At 72.9% G+C, this 22,343-nt stretch carries 26 protein-coding genes; 15 read left to right on the top strand and 11 right to left on the bottom strand.

The window, feature by feature from the left end; all coding sequences use genetic code 11:
* Positions 1-59: 59 nt before the first annotated feature.
* The 4 genes from ACFY60_RS12170 to mshD all read right to left on the bottom strand — a co-directional run bounded on the left by ACFY60_RS12170 (position 60) and on the right by mshD (position 3,293).
* The gene (locus tag ACFY60_RS12170) at positions 60-1,040 is read right to left on the bottom strand and encodes an ABC transporter permease (protein WP_388610239.1); all 981 of its coding nucleotides are present in this window, start codon (positions 1,038-1,040) and stop codon (positions 60-62) included.
* The gene (locus tag ACFY60_RS12165) at positions 1,037-1,876 is read right to left on the bottom strand and encodes an ABC transporter ATP-binding protein (protein WP_388610241.1); all 840 of its coding nucleotides are present in this window, start codon (positions 1,874-1,876) and stop codon (positions 1,037-1,039) included. Before ACFY60_RS12165 ends, ACFY60_RS12170 begins: the two co-directional genes overlap by 4 nt.
* Positions 1,873-2,265, bottom strand: a complete 393-nt coding sequence (locus ACFY60_RS12160) for a GntR family transcriptional regulator (RefSeq protein WP_388610243.1) — start codon at positions 2,263-2,265, stop codon at positions 1,873-1,875. Before ACFY60_RS12160 ends, ACFY60_RS12165 begins: the two co-directional genes overlap by 4 nt.
* A 101-nt stretch (positions 2,266-2,366) precedes the next feature.
* On the bottom strand, positions 2,367-3,293 hold the full coding sequence (gene mshD, locus ACFY60_RS12155) for a mycothiol synthase (RefSeq protein ID WP_388610244.1): 927 nt from the start codon (positions 3,291-3,293) through the stop codon (positions 2,367-2,369).
* Positions 3,294-3,442: 149 nt separating this feature from the next.
* On the opposite strand from mshD, the gene ACFY60_RS12150 reads away from it, so the two are divergent.
* Both ACFY60_RS12150 and ACFY60_RS12145 read left to right on the top strand, forming a co-directional pair.
* Positions 3,443-5,269 carry a bifunctional metallophosphatase/5'-nucleotidase gene (locus ACFY60_RS12150; RefSeq protein WP_388610246.1) on the top strand — a complete coding sequence of 609 codons (1,827 nt, stop codon included), beginning with the start codon at positions 3,443-3,445 and terminating at the stop codon, positions 5,267-5,269.
* Between the two features lie 97 nt (positions 5,270-5,366).
* Positions 5,367-6,221, top strand: coding sequence for a phosphatidylinositol-specific phospholipase C (locus ACFY60_RS12145; protein WP_388610247.1), 855 nt, complete (start codon positions 5,367-5,369; stop codon positions 6,219-6,221).
* 13 nt (positions 6,222-6,234) lie between these two features.
* Here ACFY60_RS12145 and ACFY60_RS12140 read toward each other — a convergent pair whose 3' ends face one another.
* From ACFY60_RS12140 to ACFY60_RS12130, 3 genes are read right to left on the bottom strand one after another with little or no spacing between them, the layout of a single operon-like run.
* Positions 6,235-7,647 (bottom strand): sensor histidine kinase, encoded by a 1,413-nt coding sequence (locus ACFY60_RS12140; RefSeq protein WP_388610250.1) that lies wholly within the window; start codon positions 7,645-7,647, stop codon positions 6,235-6,237.
* The gene (locus ACFY60_RS12135; RefSeq protein WP_388610252.1) at positions 7,644-8,378 is read right to left on the bottom strand and encodes a response regulator transcription factor; all 735 of its coding nucleotides are present in this window, start codon (positions 8,376-8,378) and stop codon (positions 7,644-7,646) included. Before ACFY60_RS12135 ends, ACFY60_RS12140 begins: the two co-directional genes overlap by 4 nt.
* Before the next feature lie 32 nt (positions 8,379-8,410).
* On the bottom strand, positions 8,411-9,487 hold the full coding sequence (locus ACFY60_RS12130; protein WP_388610254.1) for a S1C family serine protease: 1,077 nt from the start codon (positions 9,485-9,487) through the stop codon (positions 8,411-8,413).
* Positions 9,488-9,680: 193 nt separating this feature from the next.
* Here ACFY60_RS12130 and ACFY60_RS12125 point away from each other — a divergent pair, with 193 nt between their 5' ends.
* Positions 9,681-10,898, top strand: coding sequence for an FG-GAP-like repeat-containing protein (locus ACFY60_RS12125; protein WP_388610256.1), 1,218 nt, complete (start codon positions 9,681-9,683; stop codon positions 10,896-10,898).
* A 54-nt stretch (positions 10,899-10,952) separates the two neighbouring features.
* On the opposite strand, the gene ACFY60_RS12120 is transcribed toward ACFY60_RS12125, so the two are convergent.
* Together ACFY60_RS12120 and ACFY60_RS12115 are read right to left on the bottom strand one after the other, a co-directional pair.
* Entirely contained in the window at positions 10,953-11,978 is a 1,026-nt protein-coding gene (locus ACFY60_RS12120) for a LacI family DNA-binding transcriptional regulator (protein ID WP_388610257.1), read from the bottom strand.
* Positions 11,979-12,002: 24 nt separating this feature from the next.
* Entirely contained in the window at positions 12,003-12,842 is an 840-nt protein-coding gene (locus ACFY60_RS12115; protein ID WP_388610258.1) for a response regulator transcription factor, read from the bottom strand.
* A gap of 223 nt (positions 12,843-13,065) precedes the next feature.
* Between ACFY60_RS12115 and ACFY60_RS12110 the strand changes: the two genes are divergently transcribed.
* The 8 genes from ACFY60_RS12110 (at position 13,066) to ACFY60_RS12075 (ending at position 18,322) form a co-directional block, all read left to right on the top strand.
* A complete protein-coding gene (locus ACFY60_RS12110; protein WP_388610259.1) occupies positions 13,066-13,908 on the top strand; it encodes an alpha/beta hydrolase family protein in 843 nt (280 codons plus the stop codon).
* Positions 13,909-13,953: 45 nt separating this feature from the next.
* On the top strand, positions 13,954-14,208 hold the full coding sequence (locus tag ACFY60_RS12105) for a MoaD/ThiS family protein (protein WP_388610261.1): 255 nt from the start codon (positions 13,954-13,956) through the stop codon (positions 14,206-14,208).
* 10 nt (positions 14,209-14,218) lie between these two features.
* Positions 14,219-15,472, top strand: a complete 1,254-nt coding sequence (locus ACFY60_RS12100; protein WP_388610262.1) for a hypothetical protein — start codon at positions 14,219-14,221, stop codon at positions 15,470-15,472.
* Between the two features lie 153 nt (positions 15,473-15,625).
* Complete coding sequence (locus tag ACFY60_RS12095; RefSeq protein ID WP_388610264.1) at positions 15,626-16,312, top strand: DUF2993 domain-containing protein; 687 nt, start codon at positions 15,626-15,628, stop codon at positions 16,310-16,312.
* Positions 16,313-16,498: 186 nt separating this feature from the next.
* Complete coding sequence (locus tag ACFY60_RS12090) at positions 16,499-16,579, top strand: Ms5788A family Cys-rich leader peptide (protein WP_352021666.1); 81 nt, start codon at positions 16,499-16,501, stop codon at positions 16,577-16,579.
* 161 nt (positions 16,580-16,740) lie between these two features.
* A complete protein-coding gene (locus tag ACFY60_RS12085) occupies positions 16,741-17,586 on the top strand; it encodes a sulfurtransferase (protein WP_388610266.1) in 846 nt (281 codons plus the stop codon).
* 45 nt (positions 17,587-17,631) lie between these two features.
* On the top strand, positions 17,632-17,922 hold the full coding sequence (locus ACFY60_RS12080; protein WP_309050912.1) for a DUF1416 domain-containing protein: 291 nt from the start codon (positions 17,632-17,634) through the stop codon (positions 17,920-17,922).
* A 133-nt stretch (positions 17,923-18,055) separates the two neighbouring features.
* The gene (locus tag ACFY60_RS12075) at positions 18,056-18,322 is read left to right on the top strand and encodes a DUF3099 domain-containing protein (protein ID WP_388610268.1); all 267 of its coding nucleotides are present in this window, start codon (positions 18,056-18,058) and stop codon (positions 18,320-18,322) included.
* Positions 18,323-18,337: 15 nt separating this feature from the next.
* Here the strand turns inward: ACFY60_RS12075 and ACFY60_RS12070 are convergent, their stop codons facing one another.
* Positions 18,338-18,700, bottom strand: a complete 363-nt coding sequence (locus ACFY60_RS12070; RefSeq protein WP_388610270.1) for a DsrE family protein — start codon at positions 18,698-18,700, stop codon at positions 18,338-18,340.
* 283 nt (positions 18,701-18,983) lie between these two features.
* Between ACFY60_RS12070 and ACFY60_RS12065 the strand changes: the two genes are divergently transcribed.
* From ACFY60_RS12065 to ACFY60_RS12055, 3 genes are read left to right on the top strand one after another with little or no spacing between them, the layout of a single operon-like run.
* A complete protein-coding gene (locus ACFY60_RS12065) occupies positions 18,984-19,556 on the top strand; it encodes an FABP family protein (RefSeq protein WP_309050910.1) in 573 nt (190 codons plus the stop codon).
* A 42-nt stretch (positions 19,557-19,598) separates the two neighbouring features.
* Complete coding sequence (locus tag ACFY60_RS12060; RefSeq protein WP_388610271.1) at positions 19,599-20,084, top strand: Fur family transcriptional regulator; 486 nt, start codon at positions 19,599-19,601, stop codon at positions 20,082-20,084.
* A gap of 10 nt (positions 20,085-20,094) precedes the next feature.
* Positions 20,095-21,060 (top strand): YgfZ/GcvT domain-containing protein, encoded by a 966-nt coding sequence (locus tag ACFY60_RS12055; protein WP_388610273.1) that lies wholly within the window; start codon positions 20,095-20,097, stop codon positions 21,058-21,060.
* A 49-nt stretch (positions 21,061-21,109) separates the two neighbouring features.
* Here ACFY60_RS12055 and dtd read toward each other — a convergent pair whose 3' ends face one another.
* Positions 21,110-21,535: a D-aminoacyl-tRNA deacylase gene (gene dtd / locus ACFY60_RS12050; protein ID WP_309050907.1), complete on the bottom strand. Its 426-nt coding sequence runs from the start codon at positions 21,533-21,535 to the stop codon at positions 21,110-21,112.
* A 126-nt stretch (positions 21,536-21,661) separates the two neighbouring features.
* On the opposite strand from dtd, the gene ACFY60_RS12045 reads away from it, so the two are divergent.
* Positions 21,662-22,273: an ABC transporter substrate-binding protein gene (locus ACFY60_RS12045; RefSeq protein ID WP_388610276.1), complete on the top strand. Its 612-nt coding sequence runs from the start codon at positions 21,662-21,664 to the stop codon at positions 22,271-22,273.
* Positions 22,274-22,343 lie beyond the last annotated feature (70 nt).

Genomic DNA, 22,343 nt, shown 5'->3' with positions numbered 1-22,343 from the left:
TGGCGTGACGGAATCGGGGGCGGGGCCGGGCGAGTGCCCGGCCCCGCCCCCGGGACCCCCTACGGGTGGCGGGTGCGCAGCACGCGGAAGGCGGCGAAGAGGGCGAGCGCGGCGAGGGCGAGGAGGATGCCGGACTCGATGAACTGCGTGGGCCAGAAGTGGGACTGGGGGTGGTGGTCGACGTACTGGGCGGTGACGTCGTTGCGGCTGAGGCACTGCTCGTGCGCCGTGATCCACAGGTCGTGGTCCGCGTCCACACCGGGGACCGCGTTGGCCTCCTGCCAGCAGATCCCCCGGTCGAAGCGGGCGCCGGTGGAGGTGAGCAGCCCCGTGTCCATGAGCAGCCCGTTGTCCCGGGGCATCAGCATGTCCCCGTTCGGGCCGGTGACCGTCCGAACAGGCAGGAGCGACCAGCGCAGCGCGCCGAGCACGAGCAGCACCGCGCCCAGGACCGCGCCCGTGGCCGCCATGGCCAGGAGGGTCCGGCGGACCAGCAGGCCGAGGAGGGCGCCGACGGCGACGGCGGCGAGGAGCTGGGCGAAGAGGACCAGGCCGGTCACCTCGTACGGGCCGGGGTCGAAGTCCCGGTACGGGGTGTCGGTGAGGTGGCCCTGGGCCAGCCGGTACAGGAGGCTCAGGGCGAGGGCCGTGGCGAGCGCCGCGACGGTCACGGTGAGGAGCTTGGCGCGGAGCCAGGCGGCGGGGCCGACCGACTGCGTGAGCGCGAGCCTGTACGTCCCCGACTCGTACTCGCGGGCGATCAGGGGGCCCGCGACGAAGGCGCCGAGAAGGACCGGCAGGAGGAGCATGCCGTCGGCCACCTCGCCCACGGCCACGCTCAGCAGATGCCGGCCGGTGTCGGTCTGCGCGGGCAGTGTCCGGCCGCCCCGGGTGTACGTGTCGGGGACCCGGGCGTCCCAGATCCACAGCGCCACCAGCACCGCCCCCACCAGCACCACCGCCGCTCCCGCCAGCCACAGCGTCCGCCGGTACTGCCGGACCGTGACCCAGGTCGTGCCCTTCAGGGCGAGGCCGCTCATGCACGGGCTCCTTCGGTGGTGCGGAGGTGGGCGAGGAGGAGGTCCTCCAGGGACGGGGCGGCGGTCTCCCAGGGGCCCGCGACCGGGCCCTCGTGACGGACGAGCGCCGTGAGCTGACGGCCCGTCGTGCGCGACTCGACCACCGTGTGCGGGGCGAGGTCGGCGACCGGTCCGGTGAGCAGGGTGTGGGCGGCGAGGAGGTCGTCGACGGGGCCGTCGAGGCGGACGCGCCCGCCGGCGAGGAGCAGGAGGTGGTCGCAGGCGCCCTCCAGCTCGGTGAGGATGTGCGAGGACATGACGACGGTGGTGCCGCGTTCGGCCGCGTCGGCCATGAGCAGGCCCATCAGCTGGTGGCGGGCGAGCGGGTCGAGGTCGGCCATCGGCTCGTCCAGGAGCAGCAGTTCGGGCCGCTTGCCGAGGGCGAGCGCGAGGGCGACGCGGGTGCGCTGTCCGCCGGAGAGGTCGCGCACGGGGGAGCGCGGGTCGAGCGCGTCGGCCAGGACGCGGCGGGCGGCGGCCTCGTCCCAGCGGCCCGGGTTGAGTTCGCGGCCCATGCGCAGGGTGTCGGCGACGCTGAGCCGGGGGTGGAGCGGCTTGTCCTGGGCGACGTAGGCGATCCGCTCCCGGTCCGGGCCGGTGATGTGGCCCTCGGTGGGGCGCAGGAGTCCGGCGGCGAGGGCGAGGAGGGTGGACTTGCCGGCGCCGTTGGGTCCCACGAGGGCGCAGACGCGCCCGGCGGGGAGGGCGAAGTCGCACTCCCGCAGGGCCCAGCCGCCCCGTCGTCCCCCGTACCGCAGGCCCAGGAGCCCCGCCGTCAGAGCGGCGTCTCGTGTCATCGGTGGTCGTCCCCCTCGAAGTGTTCCTTCAGTACGGCGGTGAAGAGCGCGGCCACGTCCTCGCGGTCCAGTCCGGCGGCGCGGGCCCGGCGCGCCCAGTCGGCGAGTTCGCCGCGCAGGGGCGAACCGGCGGTGGCGGCGGCGCCGAGCGTGGCGCGGACGAAGGTGCCGAGGCCGCGGCGAGCCTCGACGAGGCCTTCGCGTTCGAGTTCCCGGTAGGCCTTGAGGACCGTGTTGGGGTTGATCGCCGTGGCCTCGACGACCTCGCGTGCGGTGGGCAGCCGGTCGCCGGGCTCCAGGAGGCCCATGCGGAGGGCCTGTTTCGTCTGCTGGACGATCTGGAGGTAGGTGGCGACGCCACTGCGCCGGTCGATGCGGTACTCGACCACGTTCTTTCCACCACCCTTTCACTAATCAAGTAGTGAAAGGGTGATGGAAAGAAGGGGGCGGTGTCAACCGCCCCCTCACCTCCAGGAGTTCGCCCGCGCCGCTACGACTCCGCGCGGTACATCAGGTCCACCTCGTGCGTGGTGAAGCCCATCCCCTCGTAGACCCGTACCGCCGCCGTGTTGTCGGCGTCCACGTAGAGCATCGCCGTCGGCAGCGTCTGCGCCGCCAGGTGGCGGAGGCCGATCGCCGTCAGGGCCTTGCCGAGGCCGCCGCCCTGGGCCTCCGGCAGGATGCCGACCACGTACACCTCGCCGAGCTGCTCCTCGGCGTGGGTCTTCGTCCAGTGGAAGCCGATGATCCGGCCGTCGCGCTCGGCGAGGAAGAAGCCCTTGGGGTCGAACCACGGCTCGGCCATGCGGTCGTCCAGGTCCCGCTGGGTGAGCGAGCCCTGCTCCGGGTGGTGCGCGAAGGCCGCCGCGTTGACGGCGAGCCAGGCGGCGTCGTCCTGGCCGGGGACGAAGGTGCGGACGGTGACGCCCTCCGGCAGCACCGGCTCCGGGACGTCCAGCGGGCTCAGCGGGCGGCGCAGCTGCCGGAGCTCGCGGAAGAGGGTCAGGCCGAGGACCTGGGCGAGGTGGCGGGCCGCCGACCTGCCGCCGTGCGCCCAGACGCGCAGCCGCTTGCCGGAGGCGGCGAGCAGGGCGGTGCCGAGGGCCCGGCCGTGGCCGCGCCCTCGGTGTGCCGGGTGGACGAGCAGCTCGGCGGCCGGGGCCTCGACCGGGTCGGTCTCCTCCAGCTGGGCGTAGCCGTACAGGGCGGGGCCCACCGTCAGGAGGAAGTGGCGGACGCCCTCGCGCCGGCCGTTGCGCAGGTAGAGCCGCCCCTGCTCGGAGACGGCGTGCACGCCGTCGGCGCGGTCCGCGGCCTCGAGCAGGTCCAGTACGTCCTGGACCTGCTCGGGCGAGAGCTCGTCATACGTGTGGATCTGCCGTCCCGGTTCGAGGGCCGGCGCCGCGTCGGAAGTCATGGGACGAGCCTACGGCGACACTTCGTCAGCCAAGGGCAACTGTCTTGTAACCGGCCGACCCCTGTTGCGCTACGCGCGTTGACCTTAGGCTGCGTCCGCAGACGGGGGACGATCAGGGCCGCGTACCGGGGCAAAGGGACCAGGGAGAGATGGGAACGACACCGAGGAAGAACAAGGCGGGGCGGCGCATTCTCGCCGTCGGCGCGGGGCTCGCGACCGCCGGGGCGCTCGTCGCCGCGCTGCCCGCCGGGGCGTCGCAGGACGCCGCGGAGACCGCCGCGTCCGGCACCAACGGCAAGGGCTGGGGGCGGATGGTCGACGTCCAGCTCCTCTCCTTCAACGACCTCCACGGCAACCTGGAGCCGCCGGCCGGCTCCTCCGGCCAGGTCAGCCACACCCACCCGGACGGCCGGGTCGAGAAGATCGACGCGGGCGGCGTCGAGTACCTGGCGACGCACCTGCGCCAGGCCCGTCAGGGGAATCGTTACTCCATCACGGCGGCGGCCGGTGACCTCATCGGCGGCTCCCCGCTGCTGTCCGGTCTCTTCCACGACGAGCCGACGATCCACGCCCTCAACGGCCTGGACCTCGACGTCACCTCGGTCGGCAACCACGAGTTCGACGAGGGCGCGCGCGAGCTGGCTCGCATGCAGAACGGCGGCTGCCACCCGACGGCCGGCTGTTTCGTGAAGGGCGAGAAGTTCGAGGGCGCCGACTTCCCGTACCTCGCGGCCAACGTGACGGACGAGAAGACCGGCAAGCCGCTGCTCGACCCGACCTTCGTCTGGGAGAAGGACGGCGTCCGCATCGGCTTCATCGGCGTGACCCTGGAGGGCACCCCGAACATCGTCACCGCCGAGGGCGTCAAGGGCCTGAAGTTCGGCGACGAGGTCGAGACGATCAACAAGTACGCCAGGATCCTGGAGCGCAAGGGCGTCAAGTCCATCGTCGCCCTGGTCCACGAGGGCGGCGCGCCGGCCTCGTCCTCGTACAACTACGACTGCGACAGCCCCGGCCCGGGCGACGGCATCTCCGGTCCGATCACCGAGATCGCCAAGAACGTCTCGCCGCAGGTCGACGCGCTGGTCACCGGCCACACGCACCAGGCGTACGTGTGCACGGTGCCCGACCCGGCCGGCAAGCCGCGCCTGGTCACCTCGGCGTCCGCGTTCGGCAAGCTGTACACCGACACGACGCTCACCTACGACCGCCGCACCAAGGACATCGTGCGCACGGCCGTCGACTCGGCCAACCGCGTCGTCACGCGCGACGTGCCGAAGGCCGCGGACATGACCGGCCTGATCCAGGACTGGCAGGCGCTCGCCGCCCCGGTCGCCAACCGCCCGCAGGGCTGGATCGCCGCCGACATCAACGGCCGCGGCTCCACGGCGTACGAGAAGCCGCTCGGCGACCTGATCGCGGACGCGCAGCTGGAGGGCCTGGCCCCGGCGGACAAGGGCGGCGCGCAGCTGGCCCTGATGAACCCGGGCGGCATACGCGCGGACCTGGTGTACAAGGCCTCGGGCTCCGAGGGCGACGGCGTGGTGACGTACGGCGAGTCCTTCACCGTGCAGCCCTTCACCAACATGATGAACGTGGTCGACCTGAGCGGCGCGAACCTCATTCAGGCGCTGAAGCAGCAGGTCAGCGGCTCGAACCTGAACTCGGTGAAGATCCTCCAGGTCTCGAAGGGCCTCACCTACACGCTGGACATGACGAAGACGGGCGCGGACCGCGTCGTCGACGGCACGATCAAGCTGAACGGTGAGCCGATCGACCCGGCGAAGACCTACCGGGTCGCGATGAACGAGTTCCTCGCGGGTGGCGGCGACGGCTTCCCGGCCCTGGCGACCGGCACGAACAAGCTGGTCGGCGCCTCGGACCTGGACGTGTTCAACGCCTACCTGGCGGCGCACTCCTCGGCCGCGAACCCGCTGCCCGTTCCGGCGGCGGACCGCATCACGGTGATCAAGTAGGACGCGGGGCGGCTCCCCCGCACGCTCTGCGGCGTGCGGGGGAGCCGCCCTTCCCGCACTCTGGTGCCGTTGTCGTGCACCTGCCATAGTGCCGCCCATGGAGCGACGACGCTTTCTCGTGGGAGCGGTGGGGGCCGGGGCCGCGCTGCTCGTCGGGGCACCTCCCGCCTCGGCCGTGGACGTACGGGCGTGGATGGCCGCGCACGGGGACGGGACGCCGCTCCAGCGGCTCACCATCCCCGGCACGCACGACTCCGGGGCCCGCTTCGGCGGCCCGTGGAGCGAGTGCCAGAACACCACCATCGCCCAGCAGCTGGACAGCGGTATCCGGTTCCTGGACATCAGGTGCCGGGTGACCGGTGGGTCCTTCGCCATCCACCACGGCGCCTCCTACCAGAACATGATGTTCGGCGACGTCCTGATCGCCTGCCGGGACTTCCTCGCCGCGCACCCCACCGAGACCGTCCTCATGCGGGTCAGGCAGGAGTACTCCGAGGAGTCCGACGCGGCCTTCCGCGCCGTCTTCGACGACTACCTCGACCGGCGCGGCTGGCGCCCCCTCTTCCGGATCGCCGACCGGCTCCCGCTCCTCGGCGAGGCCCGCGGGCGCGTCGTCCTCCTCGCCGACAACGCCGGCCTGCCGGGTCCGCGGTGGGCCGACCCCGCCGTCTTCGCGGTCCAGGACGACTGGAACGCCCTCCCCGACGCCAAGTACCCGAAGATCGAGAGCCACTTCCGCGCCGCCTACCAGCAGCCGGGGAAGCTGTACGTCAACTTCGTCAGCACCGCCGCCTACCTCCCGCCCCGCTGGAACGCCGACCGGCTCAACCCCCGCGTCCACTCCTGGCTCGACGGCACGGAGGCGGCCGGGAGGACCGGCCTCGGCATCGTGCCGATGGACTACCCGAACACCCGCCCGGGCCTCGTCGAGGCCCTCCTCCGCCACAACTGACGCGACGGGCCGCTCAGGGCGCCGTCTCCGGCGGCGGGGTCGGGGCGCCCGGGAGGCGGAGGGTGACGCGGGTGCCGCCGCCCTCCGCGGGGGCGAGCGCGACCGTGCCGCCCGCCTGCCGGACCGTACGGGCCACGATCGACAGGCCCAGGCCCGAGCCCGGCAGGCTGCGGGCCGACGGCGAGCGCCAGAAGCGGTCGAAGACGTGCGGCAGTTCGTCGGGCGCGATGCCGGGGCCGTGGTCCCGGACGGTCAGCTCGCCCCGCATCAGGGTCACCTCGACCGTGCCGCGCGGGGGCGAGAACTTCACCGCGTTGTCCAGCACGTTGACCAGGGCCCGTTCGAGAGCGGCCGGTTCCGCCCGGACGTACCAGGGCGCCAGGTCCGTCGTGAAGGTGAGCTCCGGGCCGCGCAGCCGGGCCCGGTCCAGGGCCGAGCGGAGGATCGTGTGGAACGGCACCACCTCCAGCGGCCCCGGCCGCGCCGTGTCCGGGCGGGCCAGCTCCTGGAGGTCGCCGATCAGCGACGCCAGCTCCGTCATCTGCGCCTTCACCGAGGCCATCAGGGCCCGCCGGTCCTCCGCCGGGATCGCCCGCCCGGTCTCCTCGCTGCGCGCCAGCAGCTCCACGTTGGTCCGCAGCGAGGTCAGCGGCGTCCGCAGCTCGTGCCCCGCGTCCGCGATCAGCCGCGCCTGCCGGTCCCGGGAGGTCGCGAGCGCCGCCGTCATCGCGTTGAACGACCGCGACAGCCGGGCGATCTCGTCCTCGCCCTCCACCGGGATCCGCACCGTCAGGTCCTCGGTCGCCGCCACGTGCTCCACCGCCCCGGTCAGCCGGTCCACCGGCTCCAGGCCGGTGCGCGCCACCCACAGCCCGGCCGCGCCCGCGCCGACGACGCCGATCCCCGAGACCAGCAGCAGCACCCAGCGCAGGGTGGACATCGAGTTGTCGATCTCGGAGAGCGAGCGGGCGAGGGAGACCGCGATCCCGGGCGGACCGGCCTGCGGATAGGTCGAGACCCGCATCTCGCGTCCGTCCGCGTCCGTCACCGTGTGGAGCACGTACGCCAGTTCACCCCGCGCGACCCGGAGGTCGTCGCTCCCGACCGGCAGCGGCGCCTGCCCCGAGGTGCACACGGCACCGTTCGCGAGGACCACCTGCACGGTGTACGGCTCCACGGTGGCCGCCGGCTTGCGGCCCTGCCGGCAATCCGTCAGGAGCTCCGTCACCGCCCCGGTGTCCAGCCGTACGTTGCGCAGCGAGGCGTCCAGCTCCGCCTCCAGCTGGGCCCGCGTCACGAACCAGCAGGCCGCCGAGACCGCCGCCACCGCCACCGCCACCGCGAAGGCGGTGAGCAGCGCGAGCCGTGAACGCAGCGGCCGTGACCGGAACCAGGCGAGGGGACCGCGGGCGTCCCGTCCCTTCACTCCGCGCCCCCTCCGCGCAGCACGTACCCGACGCCCCGCACGGTGTGGACCAGGCGCGGCTCCCCGCCCGCCTCCGTCTTGCGCCGCAGGTACATCACGTACACGTCGAGCGAGTTCGAGCTCGGCTCGAAGTCGAAGCCCCACACCGCCTTCAGGATCTGCTCGCGGGTCAGCACCTGGCGCGGGTGGGTCAGGAACATCTCCAGGAGGGTGAACTCGGTACGGGTCAGCTCCACCGTCCGCCCGCCCCGGGTCACCTCCCGCGTCACCGGGTCCATGCGCAGGTCCTCGAAGGCGAGGACCCCGTCCCCGGCCGGCGCGGCGGCGGGCGCGGCGTACGCGCTGCGGCGCAGCAGCGCCCGGATGCGGGCGAACAGCTCGTCCAGTTCGAACGGCTTCACCAGGTAGTCGTCGGCGCCCGCGTCGAGCCCGGTGACCCGGTCGCCGACCGTGTCCCGGGCCGTCAGCATCAGGATCGGCACGGTCGAGCCTGAGGCCCGGATCCGCCGGGCCGCGGTGAGCCCGTCCATGCGGGGCATCTGCACGTCCAGGACGACGAGATCGGGGGCGTACGACTCCATGGCGGCGAGCGCGTCGAGCCCGTCGGCGGCCTCCCGCGTCGCGTACCCCTCGAAGGCGAGGCTGCGGCGCAGGGCCTCCCGTACGGCCGGCTCGTCGTCGACGACGAGGATGCGCTCGGCTTCGTTCTGCTGTCCCGTCTGTGCCGTCATGGCCCAAGACTCGCACGCGTCCGGTGTGCCGTTCAGCTGTCGCCGCCCGCGCGCAGACGCGGCAGGTCGGCCTTGACGGTGTCGACGGGGATGGCGAATCCGAGGCCGACGCTTCCGGCCGCGGAACCGTTCGCGGAACTCGGCGCGTACATGGCCGAATTGATTCCGATGATCTCACCGTTCATATTGATCAGCGCACCGCCGGAATTCCCCGGATTCAGGGAGGCGTCGGTCTGGATCGCCTTGTACGTGGTCTTCGAGGAGCCGGTGTCACCGTTGAACCGCTGGCCGCCGAATTCGAACGGCCAGCCCTGGCGCGGATCCCACTGCTGCCCCCGGCCCTGCCCCTGGTCCTCGTCCTTGGCGACGGTGACGTCCCGGTCGAGCGCCGACACGATGCCGCTGGTGACGGTGCCGGTCAGGCCCTCGGGGGAGCCGATCGCCACGACCTCCTCACCGACCCGCACCTTCGAGGAGTCACCGAGGGTGGCGGCCTTGAGCTTCCCGGGAGCGCCCTTCAGCTCGATCAGCGCGAGGTCCTTGTCGGGGTCCGTGCCGACGACCTCGGCCGGGAACGTACGGCCGTCCCCGAGCCGTACGGTCACCGAGGAGGCCCCGGAGATCACGTGGTTGTTGGTGACGATCTCGCCGTCCGGAGTGATGATCACGCCGGAACCGGTGGAGCCGCCGGCGGCCGAGTCCGCGGAGATCTCGACGATGGAGGGCGAGACGGCCGCGGCCACCCCGGCGACCGTGCCCCGGCCGCCCGTCGACACGTTGGTGCCGGCCACCACCGGCGCGGCGGAGACGGTCGCGGGCTCCGCCGTGAACCGCTGCACCAGGGTCGCGGTGCCGCCGCCGACCGCCGCGGCGGCGATGGCCACGGCCACGACGAGCCCGGTCCCGCGCCGGGCCCGCCGCCGCGAGCCGGGCGCGCCGCCCGCCGCCCCTCCCGCCACCGGCCCGGCCGGCGGCGGCAGGTGCCCACCGGAACCGGCGGGCCACACGGTGGTGCCCGGCCCGGCGGTGAACGGCGCCGCCGGCTCGTACGGCGGCCTCGGGGGGTGGGGCGGCTGCGGGGGCTGCTGCTGGTGCGCGAAGTCCGTCATGGGAACGACTTTCGGCGCCGTCCATGAGAACCGTCTGAGGAAGGGGTGAGAAGCCCGGCAGAACCCTGTATGCCCGAAATGAAGCCCCGCGCGCGCGGCCCCCTGGTCGCCCCGGTGAGGGGCCCCTTCCGACCCGGGTCTACGGTGCACCCAGCGCGTCCCGGCCCTCGGGACGCCGGGAGGGGAAACGACGTTGCGCAAGACGGTGAAACGCCTGCTGGCCTCGGTGACCGGTGTGCTGGCCGGCGGGCTGCTGGCGGCCACGCTGCCGGCCCAGCCGGCCCAGGCCTCCTCGTGGATGGACCGCTGCCCGGCGGGCTACTTCTGCGGGTTCACGGGGACGTCCGGCGGCGGCACCCTGTTCAAGACGAACACGAGCATGGCCACGCTGGGCACCTGGGACAACAAGATCCGGTCGTTCACGAACAAGTCCGCCGTGATCGCGTGTGTCTACACGGACCCCCACTACTCGCTGAGCGGTTCCAGCTCCTCGCTCTTCGCGGTCGCCCCGGACGGGAGCGGCCACGACTACACCGACAGCCTGGACCGCGCGATCAGCTCGATCAAGATGGTCAGGACCGAGAACGAGTGCACGGGCGACGCCTACCCGCACTGGATCTCCGATCCCGGGACCCGCGCCGCCGGCTTCGGCGACCTCGACAACAACCGGCGGGCCGACGTGCTCTCGCGCGACCTGGCCGGCCGCCTCTGGTACCTGCCGGGCGACGGCACCGGCCGCTACCTCGGCGCCGGCTGGAACGGCATGACGGCCCTGACCCGGCACGGCGACTTCACCGGCGACGGCCGCGAGGACCTCGTGGCCCGGGACGGGGCCGGGCGGCTGTGGATGTACCCCGGCAAGGGCACCGGCGCGTTCGGCACCCGTACGAACGTCGGCACCGGCTGGAACACCCTGGCCGCCCCGACCGCCGTGGGTGACCTCTCGGGCGACGGCAGGGCCGACCTGGTCGCCCGCGACGGCTCCGGGCGGCTGTGGCTCTACCCGGGCCGCGGCAACGGCACCTTCGCCGCCCGGAAGCCGGTCGGCACCGGCTGGCACGTCATGAACCGTCTCGTCGGCAGCGGGGACATGAACCGGGACGGCAAGGCGGATCTGATCGCCCGCGAGCGGGACGGCAGGCTCTGGTTCTACGCGGGCCGCGGCAACGGCACGCTGGCCGGGCGGACGCTGATCGGTACCGGCTGGCACGTCATGGAGAACCTGATCGCCGTCGGCTCGTACGACGGAGACGGACTCAACGACCTCGTGGCCTCCACGAACGAGCAGTATCAGGGCGGATTCCCCGGCCGTCTCCTCGGCTACCGCGGTTCCGGCACGGCTCCGGCCGTCCTGCGCCCGGTCCAGGAGCTCAACGGCTGGCAGTGGTGGAAGCAGAACGGCGTCTTCTGAGCCTCGCTGCGCCCCCAGGGCCCGAGCTGAGCCCGTGCCGTGTCGTGTGCGGGCTCAGCCGTGGCAGCCGCAGGAGCGGCGGACGACGAGGGCCGAGGGGAACAGCTTCACCCGCTCGCGGCGGGAGCCGGCCACGCGCAGGGAGTCGTCCAGGACCAGGTCCACGGCCGCGCGGGCCATGGCCGGGCGGTCCGAGTGGACGGTGGTCAGCGGCGGGTCGGTGAGCGCCGCCTCCTTCACGTCGTCGAAGCCCGCCACCGCCAGCTCGGTCGGCACGTCGATGCGCAGCTCGCGCGCCGCCCGCAGCACACCGAAGGCCTGGTCGTCGGTGGAGCAGAAGATGGCCGGCGGCCGGTCGGGCCCGGCCAGCAGCTCCAGCGCGATCCGGTAGGCGTCGTAGCGGTTGTACGGGGCCTCGAAGAGGCGGCCCTCGACCGAGCGGCCGGACTCCAGCATGGCGCGCCGCCAGCCCTCCACGTGGTCGGCGACCGGGTCGCCGACCGCCGGGGTGTTCGGGACGCCACCGAGGCAGGCCACGTACGGGTGGCCGTGCTCCAGGAGGTGCCGGGTGGCGAGCTGGGCGCCGCCGATGTCGTCGGTGACGACGGCGACGTCGTCGATGGCCTCGGGGCGCTCGTGGAGCAGCACCACGCGCGCGTCCCAGGCCTCGATCTCGCTCGCGGCCTGCTCGCTCATGCCCTGGCTGACAAGGATCAGTCCGGAGACCCGCATGCCGAGGAAGGCGCGGAGGTAATGGATCTCGCGCTCGGTGCGGTAGTCGGAGTTCCCGACGAGGACCATCTTCCCGCGCTCGGCGGCGGCCTGTTCGACCGCGTGGGCCATCTCCGCGAAGAAGGGCTGGCGCGCGTCGGGGACGACCATGCCTATGAGGTCGGTGCGGCGGGACGCCATGGCCTGGGCGACCCGGTCGGGCCGGTACCCCAGCTCCTTGATGGCGGCGAGGACACGCTCGCGCGTGGCCGGGGCGACCGGCCGGGGTCCGTTGTTGATGACGTAACTCACGACCGCGGTCGAAGTACCCGCCAGTCGCGCTACGTCATCCCGCGTCACCTTGGCCACGCGCGGCAGTCTACGCGGGGTGACCTACCTCCCGGCAGGCCGTACTGTGGCGTCCGCCACATCGGGGTCGCCCGACGGGGTGACGGCAGGCGTGGCGGCCTTGACCCCGGACGCGCCGGGGCCTCCTTCTTCGCCGGTCCGCCGGGCCCGCGCCTCCTCCTTCGCGCGGGCCTCCTCGGCGGCCCGCTCGACCTTCTCCGGGGCGACGAACCGGTACCCGACGTTACGGACGGTGCCGATGAGGGACTCGTGCTCGGGCCCCAGCTTCGCCCGCAGCCGCCGCACGTGGACGTCGACCGTCCGGGTGCCGCCGAAGTAGTCGTACCCCCACACCTCCTGGAGGAGCTGCGCGCGCGTGAAGACCCGGCCCGGGTGCTGGGCCAGGTACTTCAGGAGCTCGAACTCCTTGAAGGTGAGGTCGAGGACCCGGCCCTTGAGCTTGGCGCTGTACGTGGCCTCGTCCACCGACAGGTCACCGTTGCGGATCTCCATCGGGGAGTCGTCGGCGACGATCTGCTGGCGGCCGGTCGCCAGCCGCAGCCGCGCCTCGACCTCGGCGGGTCCCGCCGTGTCGAGGAGGACGTCGTCGATGCCCCAGTCGGCGGTGACGGCGGCGAGACCGCCCTCGGTGACGACCAGGATCAGCGGACAGCCCGGTCCGGTGGAGCGGAGCAGCTGGCAGAGGGAGCGGACCTGCGGGAGGTCGCGGCGGCCGTCGACGAGGATCACGTCGGCGCCGGGGGTGTCCACGAGGGCGGGGCCCTCGGCGGGAGCCACCCGGACGTTGTGCAGCAGCAGGCCGAGTGCGGGAAGCACCTCGGTCGACGGCTGGAGGGCATTGGTCAGGAGCAGCAGTGAACTCATCGCGCGCCACCTGCCCGGGTCGTCGCTGGGTCGTGCTTCGTGCACTCGCTCATCACGTCGGTTCCTCCTCGGTCCCTGCGAGGACGTGGCACTGCTTCGTACGGATCACTGCCGGCTCTCGCGCCCTGAGAGCTTTTGTTCACCCGGTCGTAACAACGGCCGGAAAACGCAAAAGGACCCGGGGGCTGCTTCGCCCGGATCCTCTGCCAGCAGAATAGCCCACATGACTTCCGCGGCAGAGGGCCGATTTCACATGGTGGATGTTTCCTCGCTCACTTCCGTCCATCACGGTGTGCCGCGCCGGGCGATGCTCCGCACGGAGGACGGCGTCCGGATCGAGGCGGTGTACACCCCCTCCCCGGCCGGTGTCACCGGCCCGGCGGTGACGGACACGGCGGTCGTCCTGGCGCACGGTTTCACCGGGTCCGCGGACCGGCCCTCGGTCCGCCGCGCCGCCCGGACCCTCGCCCGTCACGGGGCCGCCGCCGTCGTCACCTTCTCCTTCCGCGGCCACGGCGGCTCCGGAGGCCGTTCCACGGTCGGCGACCGCGAGGTCCTGGACCTGTCGGCGGCCGTCCGCTGGGCCCGTGAGCAGGGCCACGCGCGCGTGGCGACCGTCGGCTTCTCCATGGGCGGCTCGGTGGTGCTGCGGCAGGCGGCGCTCGACCGGGGGACGCCGGGCAGCCCGGACGCCGTGGCCGCCGTCTCCGCCCCCGCGCGCTGGTTCTACCGGGGGACCCCGGCCATGCGCCGGGTGCACTGGGTCATCACCCGTCCGGAGGGCCGGCTGGTGGGCCGTCTGGGTCTCGGCACCCGGATCGACCACCGGGCCTGGGACCCCGTCCCGCTCCCGCCGGTGGAGGCCGTACCCCTGATCGCGCCCACCCCGCTCCTGATCGTGCACGGCGACCGGGACCCGTACTTCCCGCTCGACCACCCCCGGGCGCTGGCCGCCGCCGGTGACGGCGCGGCGGAGCTGTGGCTGGAGCCGGGCATGGGGCACGCGGAGAACGCGGCGGGCCCGGAGCTGCTGGCCCGCCTCGGGAACTGGCTCACGCGCGGATAGCCCATCATGGGGGGCGGCGCGCACACGAACGAAGGGAGCGCCGCTATGGCAGCGGGAACCATCCGCTACTGGGCCGCGGCCAAGGCCGCCGCCGGTGTCGCCGAGGAGCCGTACACCGCCGACACCCTGGCGGAGGCGCTGGACGCGGCCCGCGCGAAGCACCCGGGCGAGCTCGTCCGGGTCCTCCGGCGCTGCTCGTTCCTGGTCGACGGCGACCCCGTCGGGACCCGGAGCCATGAGACGGTACGGCTTGCCGAGGGCGGCACGGTCGAGGTGCTCCCCCCGTTCGCAGGAGGGTGAACCCCAGAGCATGAGCAACGAGCAGCAGTACGACCCGTACGGGCGGGGTCACGGGTACGGGGCGGAGAACCCCGCCGAGGTCGCCCAGACCTGGGAGGGCCAGACCTGGGACACCCAGTACCAGCCGGCGGTCCGCCCGCAGGACCCCGCCCCGGCGCCGCCGGAGGCCCCCGCCGCGTACGGAGCGGGCACCCCCGGTCCGGCCGCGTACGGGGCGCCGGCCCCGGCCTCGTACGACACGGCCTATCCGCCGCAGCAGCAGTACGGGCAGCCGCAGCCCGAGCAGGGGTACGCGCCGCAGCCGTACGAGCAGCAGTACGAGCCGTACGCGCAGCCGTACCAGCAGGCGCAGGCACCGTCGTTCCCGCAGCCGCAGGCCCACGCCCACGGCCAGGCCTCCGCCCGGCCGTACGCGGAGGCGCCCGCCGAGTCCCCGGTGGAGGCCGCCGCGCCGGTCCCGGGGGCCGGACCCGCGTACTCGGCGCCCACCACCTCGGGGAACACGCGGGTCACCGACGCCCAGCGGGCCCGCGCCGAGGGCCGCTCGCCGGTGATCGAGCCGGGCATGCAGCCCGCCGTGCTCACGGCCGTCCTCTCCCTGCTCCTGGCCGGCGGCGCCGTCCTCGGCACGTACGGGCCGCTCGTCCCGCTCGTCCTGCTGCAGGGCCTCACCGCCGCCGGCTGGTTCCGGCTCAACGGCATGTGGCCGGCCCGGCAGGGCATCGCCCTCGCCTTCCTCGGCGGGCTCGTCTCCGACGCGGTGCTCCTCGCCGCCGGCCGGGCTCACGCGGCCGCCGCGATCCTCGGCACCCTCGGCGTGTGGGTCCTGCTCTGCCTGGTCCTCCAGCTGCGCAGCCACGCCGATCCGGACGAGCGCGTGTACGGCCTGATGGCCACGGTCGCCTCGGCGGCCCTGACGATCGTCGCCACCGGGCACCTCGGCTCCGAGGCGGACGCGGTGACCGTCGGCGGGGTCGCCGTCGCCGTCGCCGTCCTGGCCCGGGCGCTGCCGCTGCCCGGTCCCGTCTCCCTGGTCGTCGCGCTGCTCGCCGCCGCGGGCGGCGGTGTCGCGGCCGGCGAGCTGACCGGCCTCGGTGCCTCCGGGGCGCTGCTCGGCCTGGCCGCCGGTGTGTGCGCCTTGATCGGCCTGCGGGTGGCCAGCTACGACTACCCCTCGCGGTTCGTGCACATGACGGCCGGGATCGCGCTGCCGCTCACGGCCGCGGCGCCCGCCGTGTACCTGCTCGGGCGCGCCCTGGTCTGACCGGCGGGGACGCCGGGTCCGCCCGGCCCGGGAACCATTCGGCCCTCCGACACGTCGATCTTCGTGTCGGAGGGCCGTTTCGTTCACCAGTTCCACGCGCCCGCACTCATCGGCCCGCTCTCGTCGGCCTGACCCCAGGGGGACGCACAGCCCATGCGCGCACTGCGGATTCTGTTGATCGTGGCCGTCGTGCTGGGCGGAGCTCTCGTCGGGATCGACCGGCTCGCGGTGGCGTACGCCGAGTCGGAGGCGGCGAGCCGGGTGAAGCTGTCGGGCGCGGGGAGCGAGTCCCTGGAGATCGACATCAAGGGCTTCCCCTTCCTCACCCAGGTCGCGGACAAGCGGTTCGGGGAGGTGGACGTGGTGGCGAAGGGTGTGCGGGCGACGGCGGGCAGCCGCCAGATCCGGATCGGTGAGCTCACCGCCGAGCTGCGGGACGTCACCGTGACGGGGGACTGGGCGGGTGCCAGGGCGGCGTCCGCGTCCGGCACGGCCCTGATCTCGTACGCCGACCTCTCGGCCGCCTCCGACCGTGAGGCGACCGTGGCCTACGGCGGCCCCGGCAAGGTGAAGGTCACCGGTGGCGTCAGCTTCATGGGCCGCACCCTCACCCGTACGGTCGTGTCCACCGTGACGGTCGCGGGCGGCAACACGATCCGCGTGCACGCCGACGAGGTGCCGGGCGAGGGCATCCCGGGCCTGGAGGAACTGGTGCGCACCCGCACCGACTTCGAGCGTCCGATCGGACTCATCGCCGGCATGAAGGTGGAGAAGGTCGAGCCCCGTCCGGAGGGCCTGGCCGTCCTCGTGTCCGGCAAGGACATCGCCCTCGGGGGCTGATTCCGGCCTGTCGGATCACATGCTGAGACGGTGCGGTCCGCTCCGCAGAAGCACAGGGAAAACGCCCGGTAAGGGCGCGCTCGAAGCCCTGGTCAGCGGCGTACGCGTCCCGCATGGTGGACGATCGCGTCTCGAAATATGACACGCCGGTGACACGGTCGCGTCTGCGTCCCTACGATCGTCGGCATGAAGCGACAGGCGGAACTCACGAAGCGGCGGGCAGTCGACCTGTGCCGCGTCGCCGCCATGCTCTGTCGCTCCGTCTGAGCGGGGCGCCGGACCCTCACCGGCTCCCGTATTCCTCAGGCCCTTCGACTCGAGTGTCGGGGCCATCCCCTGTGTAGCCGTACGCCGTCGTACGCACCCACGACGCGTATCCGCACCACCCCGCACGACACCGCCGCACACTGCCCCGGAGGAGAAACAGCATGGCTCGCAGCGACGTCCTGGTCGACGCAGACTGGGTCGAGGCCAACCTCGACAACCCGAAGGTCGCCATCGTCGAGGTCGACGAGGACACCTCGGCCTACGAGAAGAACCACATCCGCAACGCCATCCGGATCGACTGGACGAAGGACCTGCAGGACCCGGTCCGCCGTGACTTCATCGACCAGGAGGGCTTCGAGAAGCTCCTCTCGGCCAAGGGCATCGCCAACGACACCACGGTCGTCCTCTACGGCGGCAACAACAACTGGTTCGCCTCCTACGCCTACTGGTACTTCAAGCTCTACGGCCACCAGGACGTGAAGCTCCTCGACGGCGGCCGCAAGAAGTGGGAGCTCGACTCCCGCGACCTGGTCGACGGCTCCGAGGTCCCGTCCCGCCCGGCGACCGAGTACAAGGCCAAGCCGCAGGACACCTCGATCCGCGCCTTCCGCGACGACGTCGTGGCCGCCATCGACGCCCAGAACCTGGTCGACGTCCGCTCGCCCGACGAGTTCTCCGGCAAGCTGCTCGCCCCGGCCCACCTCCCGCAGGAGCAGTCGCAGCGCCCGGGCCACGTGCCGAGCGCCCGTAACATCCCGTGGTCGAAGAACGCCAACGACGACGGCACCTTCAAGTCGGACGAGGAGCTCAAGGCCCTCTACGAGGAGGAGCAGGTCGATCTGGCGAAGGACACCATCGCCTACTGCCGCATCGGTGAGCGTTCCGCGCTGACCTGGTTCGTGCTGCACGAGCTCCTCGGTGTCGAGAACGTCAAGAACTACGACGGCTCGTGGACCGAGTACGGCTCCCTCGTCGGCGTGCCGATCGAGCTCGGCGCCAACAAGTAATCCGGTCGCGCGACCGACACCCCTCCCCAGGACAGGACAGAGAACATGTGTGGAGCTCAGATCGGCGGCCCCGACGTCAGCACGCTCAAGCCGGGTGAGACGGCCATCCAGGGCCAGGTGACCAAGGACGGCGAGCCCGTCACCGGTTACGTGCGCCTGCTCGACGGCTCGGGCGAGTTCACCGCCGAGGTCCCGACCTCGGCGACCGGACAGTTCCGCTTCTACGCGGCGGCCGGCGAGTGGACCCTGCGGGCCCTCGTCCCCGGCGCCCAGGCGGACCGCAAGGTCGTCGTCACCGAGGCGGGCAGCCTCACGGACGTGGCCATCGCGGTCTGACCCGCGACCACCGAACGGCCGGAGGGCCGTGCCTCCTGGGGGGTTGGACGCCATCACCAGGACTGAGAGGCACGGCCCTCCGGTCTGCCCGCGTGCGCCTGCCGCGCCCTCGCGCCGGACGTACGCTGAAGGTGTGTACGCCCGGCGCCGCCGCGTCTACTTCTGGCTGATGGGCGCCTGCCTGGTCCTGTTCGTGGGCGCCTGGGCCGTCGTACGCCTTTTCTCGACCCCCGTCGCCGTCGGCATGTGCGTCGTCGCCATGGTCATCCCTCCGGTGGCCGCGATGATCGCCAACCGCCGGGGCCCCGACGACCGCTGGTGGGACGACCCCTCCGGCGACCCGCAGTCGGACGCCTGGTGGGACGAGCTCGACGGCCGCCGGCGCCACGGGGACCGGTGAAAGGGGACCGGGGCCTCAGTAGACGAGCGCCTGCGTCCCGTCCACCACGGCCTCCTGCACGAACACCTGCGCCCCCGCGATCCGCACGCCCTCCAGGACGTCCTTCTCCGTGATCTCCCGCCGCGCCGCGCACTGCGTGCAGAGCGTGATCCGCCCGGCCGCCAGGATCGAGTCGATCAGATCCGGCAGCGGCGCCGCGTGCGGCAGCGCGAACTCCGCCGCCCGCCCCGGCAGCGCGAACCACGACGACTCGCCGGTCAGCCAGAGCGACACCTCCACCCCGCTCGCCACCGCGACGGCGGCCACCGTGAAGGCCTGCGAGCAGCGTTCGGGGGCGTCGGCCCCGGCGGTCACCTTGATCACGAGCTTCTTCGCCATAGGCCGAACTGTAACGGGCACCCGTCCGGCCCGGCCGGACCGGACGGGGGGCGGCGGGACACCGCTTGGACACACCTCACAGAGTGGGCCCGGCCCCCGCCCACTAAGCTGGGGTCCGGCCCGATCCGCCTTCACCGCTCAGCCGAGGAGCACCCCGTGATCATTTTCTTCGAAGCTCTGCTCGTCCTGGTCTGCGTCGGCGTGCTCGCCTTCGCCGGGCTGACCGTGAAGAAGCTGTACCAGGGCCAGCGGTAATCCCACCGAGAGAACGTCAGAGCTGCTCATGATCGAGATCCCGTCCGACCTCAACCCCGGCCTCGTGCCCCTCGCCTTCCTGCTCGGGACGTGGGAAGGCGCGGGTGTCTCCGACTTCCCCGGCGCCGAGAAGTGCAACTTCGGCCAGTCCGTGACGTTCAGCCACGACGGCCGGGACTTCATCGAGTACCGCTCGCACTCCTGGGTCCTGGACAACGAGGGCAACAAGGTCCGCCCGCTGGAGAGCGAGAGCGGCTACTGGCGGATCGACAAGGACCGCAAGGTCGAGGTCGTCATGGTCCGTGACCAGGGCGTCGTCGAGATCTGGTACGGCGAGCTCGCCGACCAGAAGCCGCAGATCGACCTGGCGACGGACGCCGTGGCCCGCACCGCGGCCTCCGGCCCGTACAGCGGGGGCAAGCGGCTGTACGGCTACGTCAAGAGCGACCTCATGTGGGTCGGCGAGAAGGCGACCCCCGAGGTCCCGCTGCGCCCCTACATGTCGGCGCACCTCAAGAAGGTCGTCACCCCGGAAGAGGTCGCCGAGATGGCGCGCAACCTCCCCGACATGCCCGACGACGGCATCGCCTTCTTCCGCTAGACCGCAGAGGGCCGCGCACCACGCCCTCCTACACTGGGGGGCGTGGTGAGCACCGACTGGAAAAGCGACCTGCGGCAGCGCGGCTACCGGCTGACGCCGCAGCGCCAGCTCGTCCTGGAGGCCGTGGACGCGCTGGAGCACGCGACGCCCGACGACATCCTCGGTGAGGTGCGCAAGACCGCCTCCGGGGTGAACATCTCCACCGTCTACCGGACCCTGGAGCTCCTGGAGGAGCTGGGGCTCGTCAGCCACGCCCACCTGGGCCACGGCGCTCCCACCTACCACCTCGCCGACCGGCACCACCACCTGCACCTGGTCTGCCGGGACTGCACCGAGGTCATCGAGGCCGACGTGGAGGTGGCGGCCGAGTTCACCGGCAAGCTCCGCGAGACCTTCGGCTTCGAGACGGACATGAAGCACTTCGCGATCTTCGGGCGCTGCCGGGACTGCGCGGCGAAGGCGGACGGCAAGGGGAGCGACGGCGGCGAAGGGGGCGGGACGGCGAAGGACACCGCGGCCGAGTCGTAGGCTCTGCTGTATGAAGAGTCCTCTGCTGTCCCTGCCCGGCGCCGTCCCCGCCGAAGGCCGTGACGAAGGCGTCGCCGCCCACTACGGCGACCTGTTCCGCGAGCAGCGTGCCCTCGCCGACGGCACCGGATTCGTCGACCTCTCCCACCGGGGCGTCGTCACCGTCTCCGGCGACGACCGGCTGAGCTGGCTGCACCTCCTCCTCACCCAGCACGTCAGCGAGCTGCCGCCGGGCCGGGCCACCGAGGCGCTGATCCTCTCCGCGAACGGACACATCGAGCACGCCCTCTACCTCGTCGACGACGGCGAGACGGTGTGGGCGCACGTGGAGCCGGGCACGCAGGGCGAGCTGATCGCCTACCTGGAGTCCATGAAGTTCTTCTACCGCGTCGAGGTCGCCGACCGGACGGACGAGACCGCCGTCGTCCACCTGCCGGCCGGTTCGGTCGCCGAGGTGCCCGAGGGCGTGGCCGTACGGGAGACCGCGTACGGCAGGGACGTCTTCCTGCCCCGCGCCGATCTGGAGGCCTTCGCGGCCGAGCACGGCCCGGCCGCCGGCATCCTCGCGTACGAGGCGCTGCGCGTGGAGGGGCACCGGCCGCGGCTCGGTTTCGAGACCGACCACCGCACCATCCCGCACGAGATCGGCCTCATCGGCAGCGCCGTGCACCTCCAGAAGGGCTGCTACCGGGGGCAGGAGACGGTCGCCCGGGTGCAGAACCTCGGGAAGCCGCCGCGTCGCCTGGTCTTCCTGCACCTGGACGGCAGCGAGGTGCTGCTGCCCGCGCCCGGCACGCCCGTACGGCTGGCCGCCGACGGCCCCGAGGGGCGGCAGATCGGTTTCGTGACGAGCGCCGTCCGCCACCACGAGCTGGGCCCCATCGCCCTGGCCCTGGTCAAGCGGAACGTACCGGTCGACGCGCCGCTGGTCGCGGGGACCACGGCGGCGGCGCAGGAGACCGTCGTCGAGCCCTGAGCCGCCGTGTCCCCGGGGCCCGGACCTCCAGCGGCGTCCTCCCCGGGGCTCAGACCTCCAGAAGCACCGTGAACGGGCCGTGGTTCGTGAGCGAGACGCGCATGTCAGCTCCGAAGCGGCCCGTCTCCACGTGCGCGCCCAGGTCGCGCAGCCGGGCCACCACCTCGTCCACGAGCGGCTCGGCGACGGGGCCGGGGGCGGCGGCGTTCCAGGTGGGCCTGCGGCCCTTGCGGGCGTCTCCGTAGAGGGTGAACTGGGAGATCACGAGGAGCGGGGCGTTCACGTCGGAGCAGGACTTCTCGCCCTCCAATACCCGGACGGACCAGAGCTTTCTGGCCAATTGGGCGGCCTTTTCCGGCGTGTCGTCATGGGTCACCCCGACCAGGACGCACAGCCCCTCACCGGTGATCTCGCCCACCGTCTCCCCTGCGACGACGACGCTCGCACCGTCCACCCTCTGCACCACCGCTCTCATGCGCACCAACCTACCGACTGACATGGGGAGGGCCGAACGGGTGCAGAGCGACTGCACCGCCCCGGGTGCGGGTGGCACGATGCCTGTCAGCGGTGCGCCCCCGCACCGGTCGAGGGGACGATTCTCATGAGTGCACCTGGCAGCGGGCCGATGTCGTCCGGTCCCGTACCGCTGACCCGCGTCGGCGGTTCCTCCGTCGTACGGCCGCCCGCGCAGCGCGGTGCCGAGCCGGTGCCGCCGGACCTCGGCTCGCTCCGGCTGCCGGAGCTGCGGGCGCTGCGCCGCGAGGCGCAGGGCGACGAGGCCGATCTCAGCTATGTGCGGAGGATGCTCCAGGGCCGGATCGACATCCTGCGGGCGGAGCTGGCGCGGCGGGCCGATCCGGAGGCACCGGGCCGGCGCGCGGACCCCGAGGCCCCGGTGCTCGACCGGCTCTCCGAGATCCTGGCCGACGTGCCGTCCCGGCACCGCAGTTCCGCCCGGCACGTCACGCTGTCGACGCCCCGGGGCGAGGAGTACCGGCGGCTCGCGACCGAGATGCTGTCGGAGGTCGAGCTGTCGGACCTGTCGGCGCGGACGGACGCGGAACTGCACGCGGCGATGGGCCGGCTGGCCGGGTACGAGCAGCAGATCTCCCGCCGCCGGCAGTCCCTCCAGCGGACCGCCGACGACTGCGGGGCCGAGATCGCCCGCCGCTACCGGGAGGGCGAGGCCCAGGTCGACGACCTGCTGGCGTGAGGCGGGCGGGTGGGGCCTCGGCTTCCCCGTGCGGCCCGGGGTCCGGCGTCCGGCGCCGGGTGCCGTCGCG

It is taken from the genome of Streptomyces sp. NPDC012827 (assembly GCF_042900905.1).
GTDB classification, from domain to species: Bacteria; Actinomycetota; Actinomycetes; order Streptomycetales; family Streptomycetaceae; genus Streptomyces; species Streptomyces gulbargensis.
This window is presented reverse-complemented; position numbering and strand designations above follow the sequence as displayed.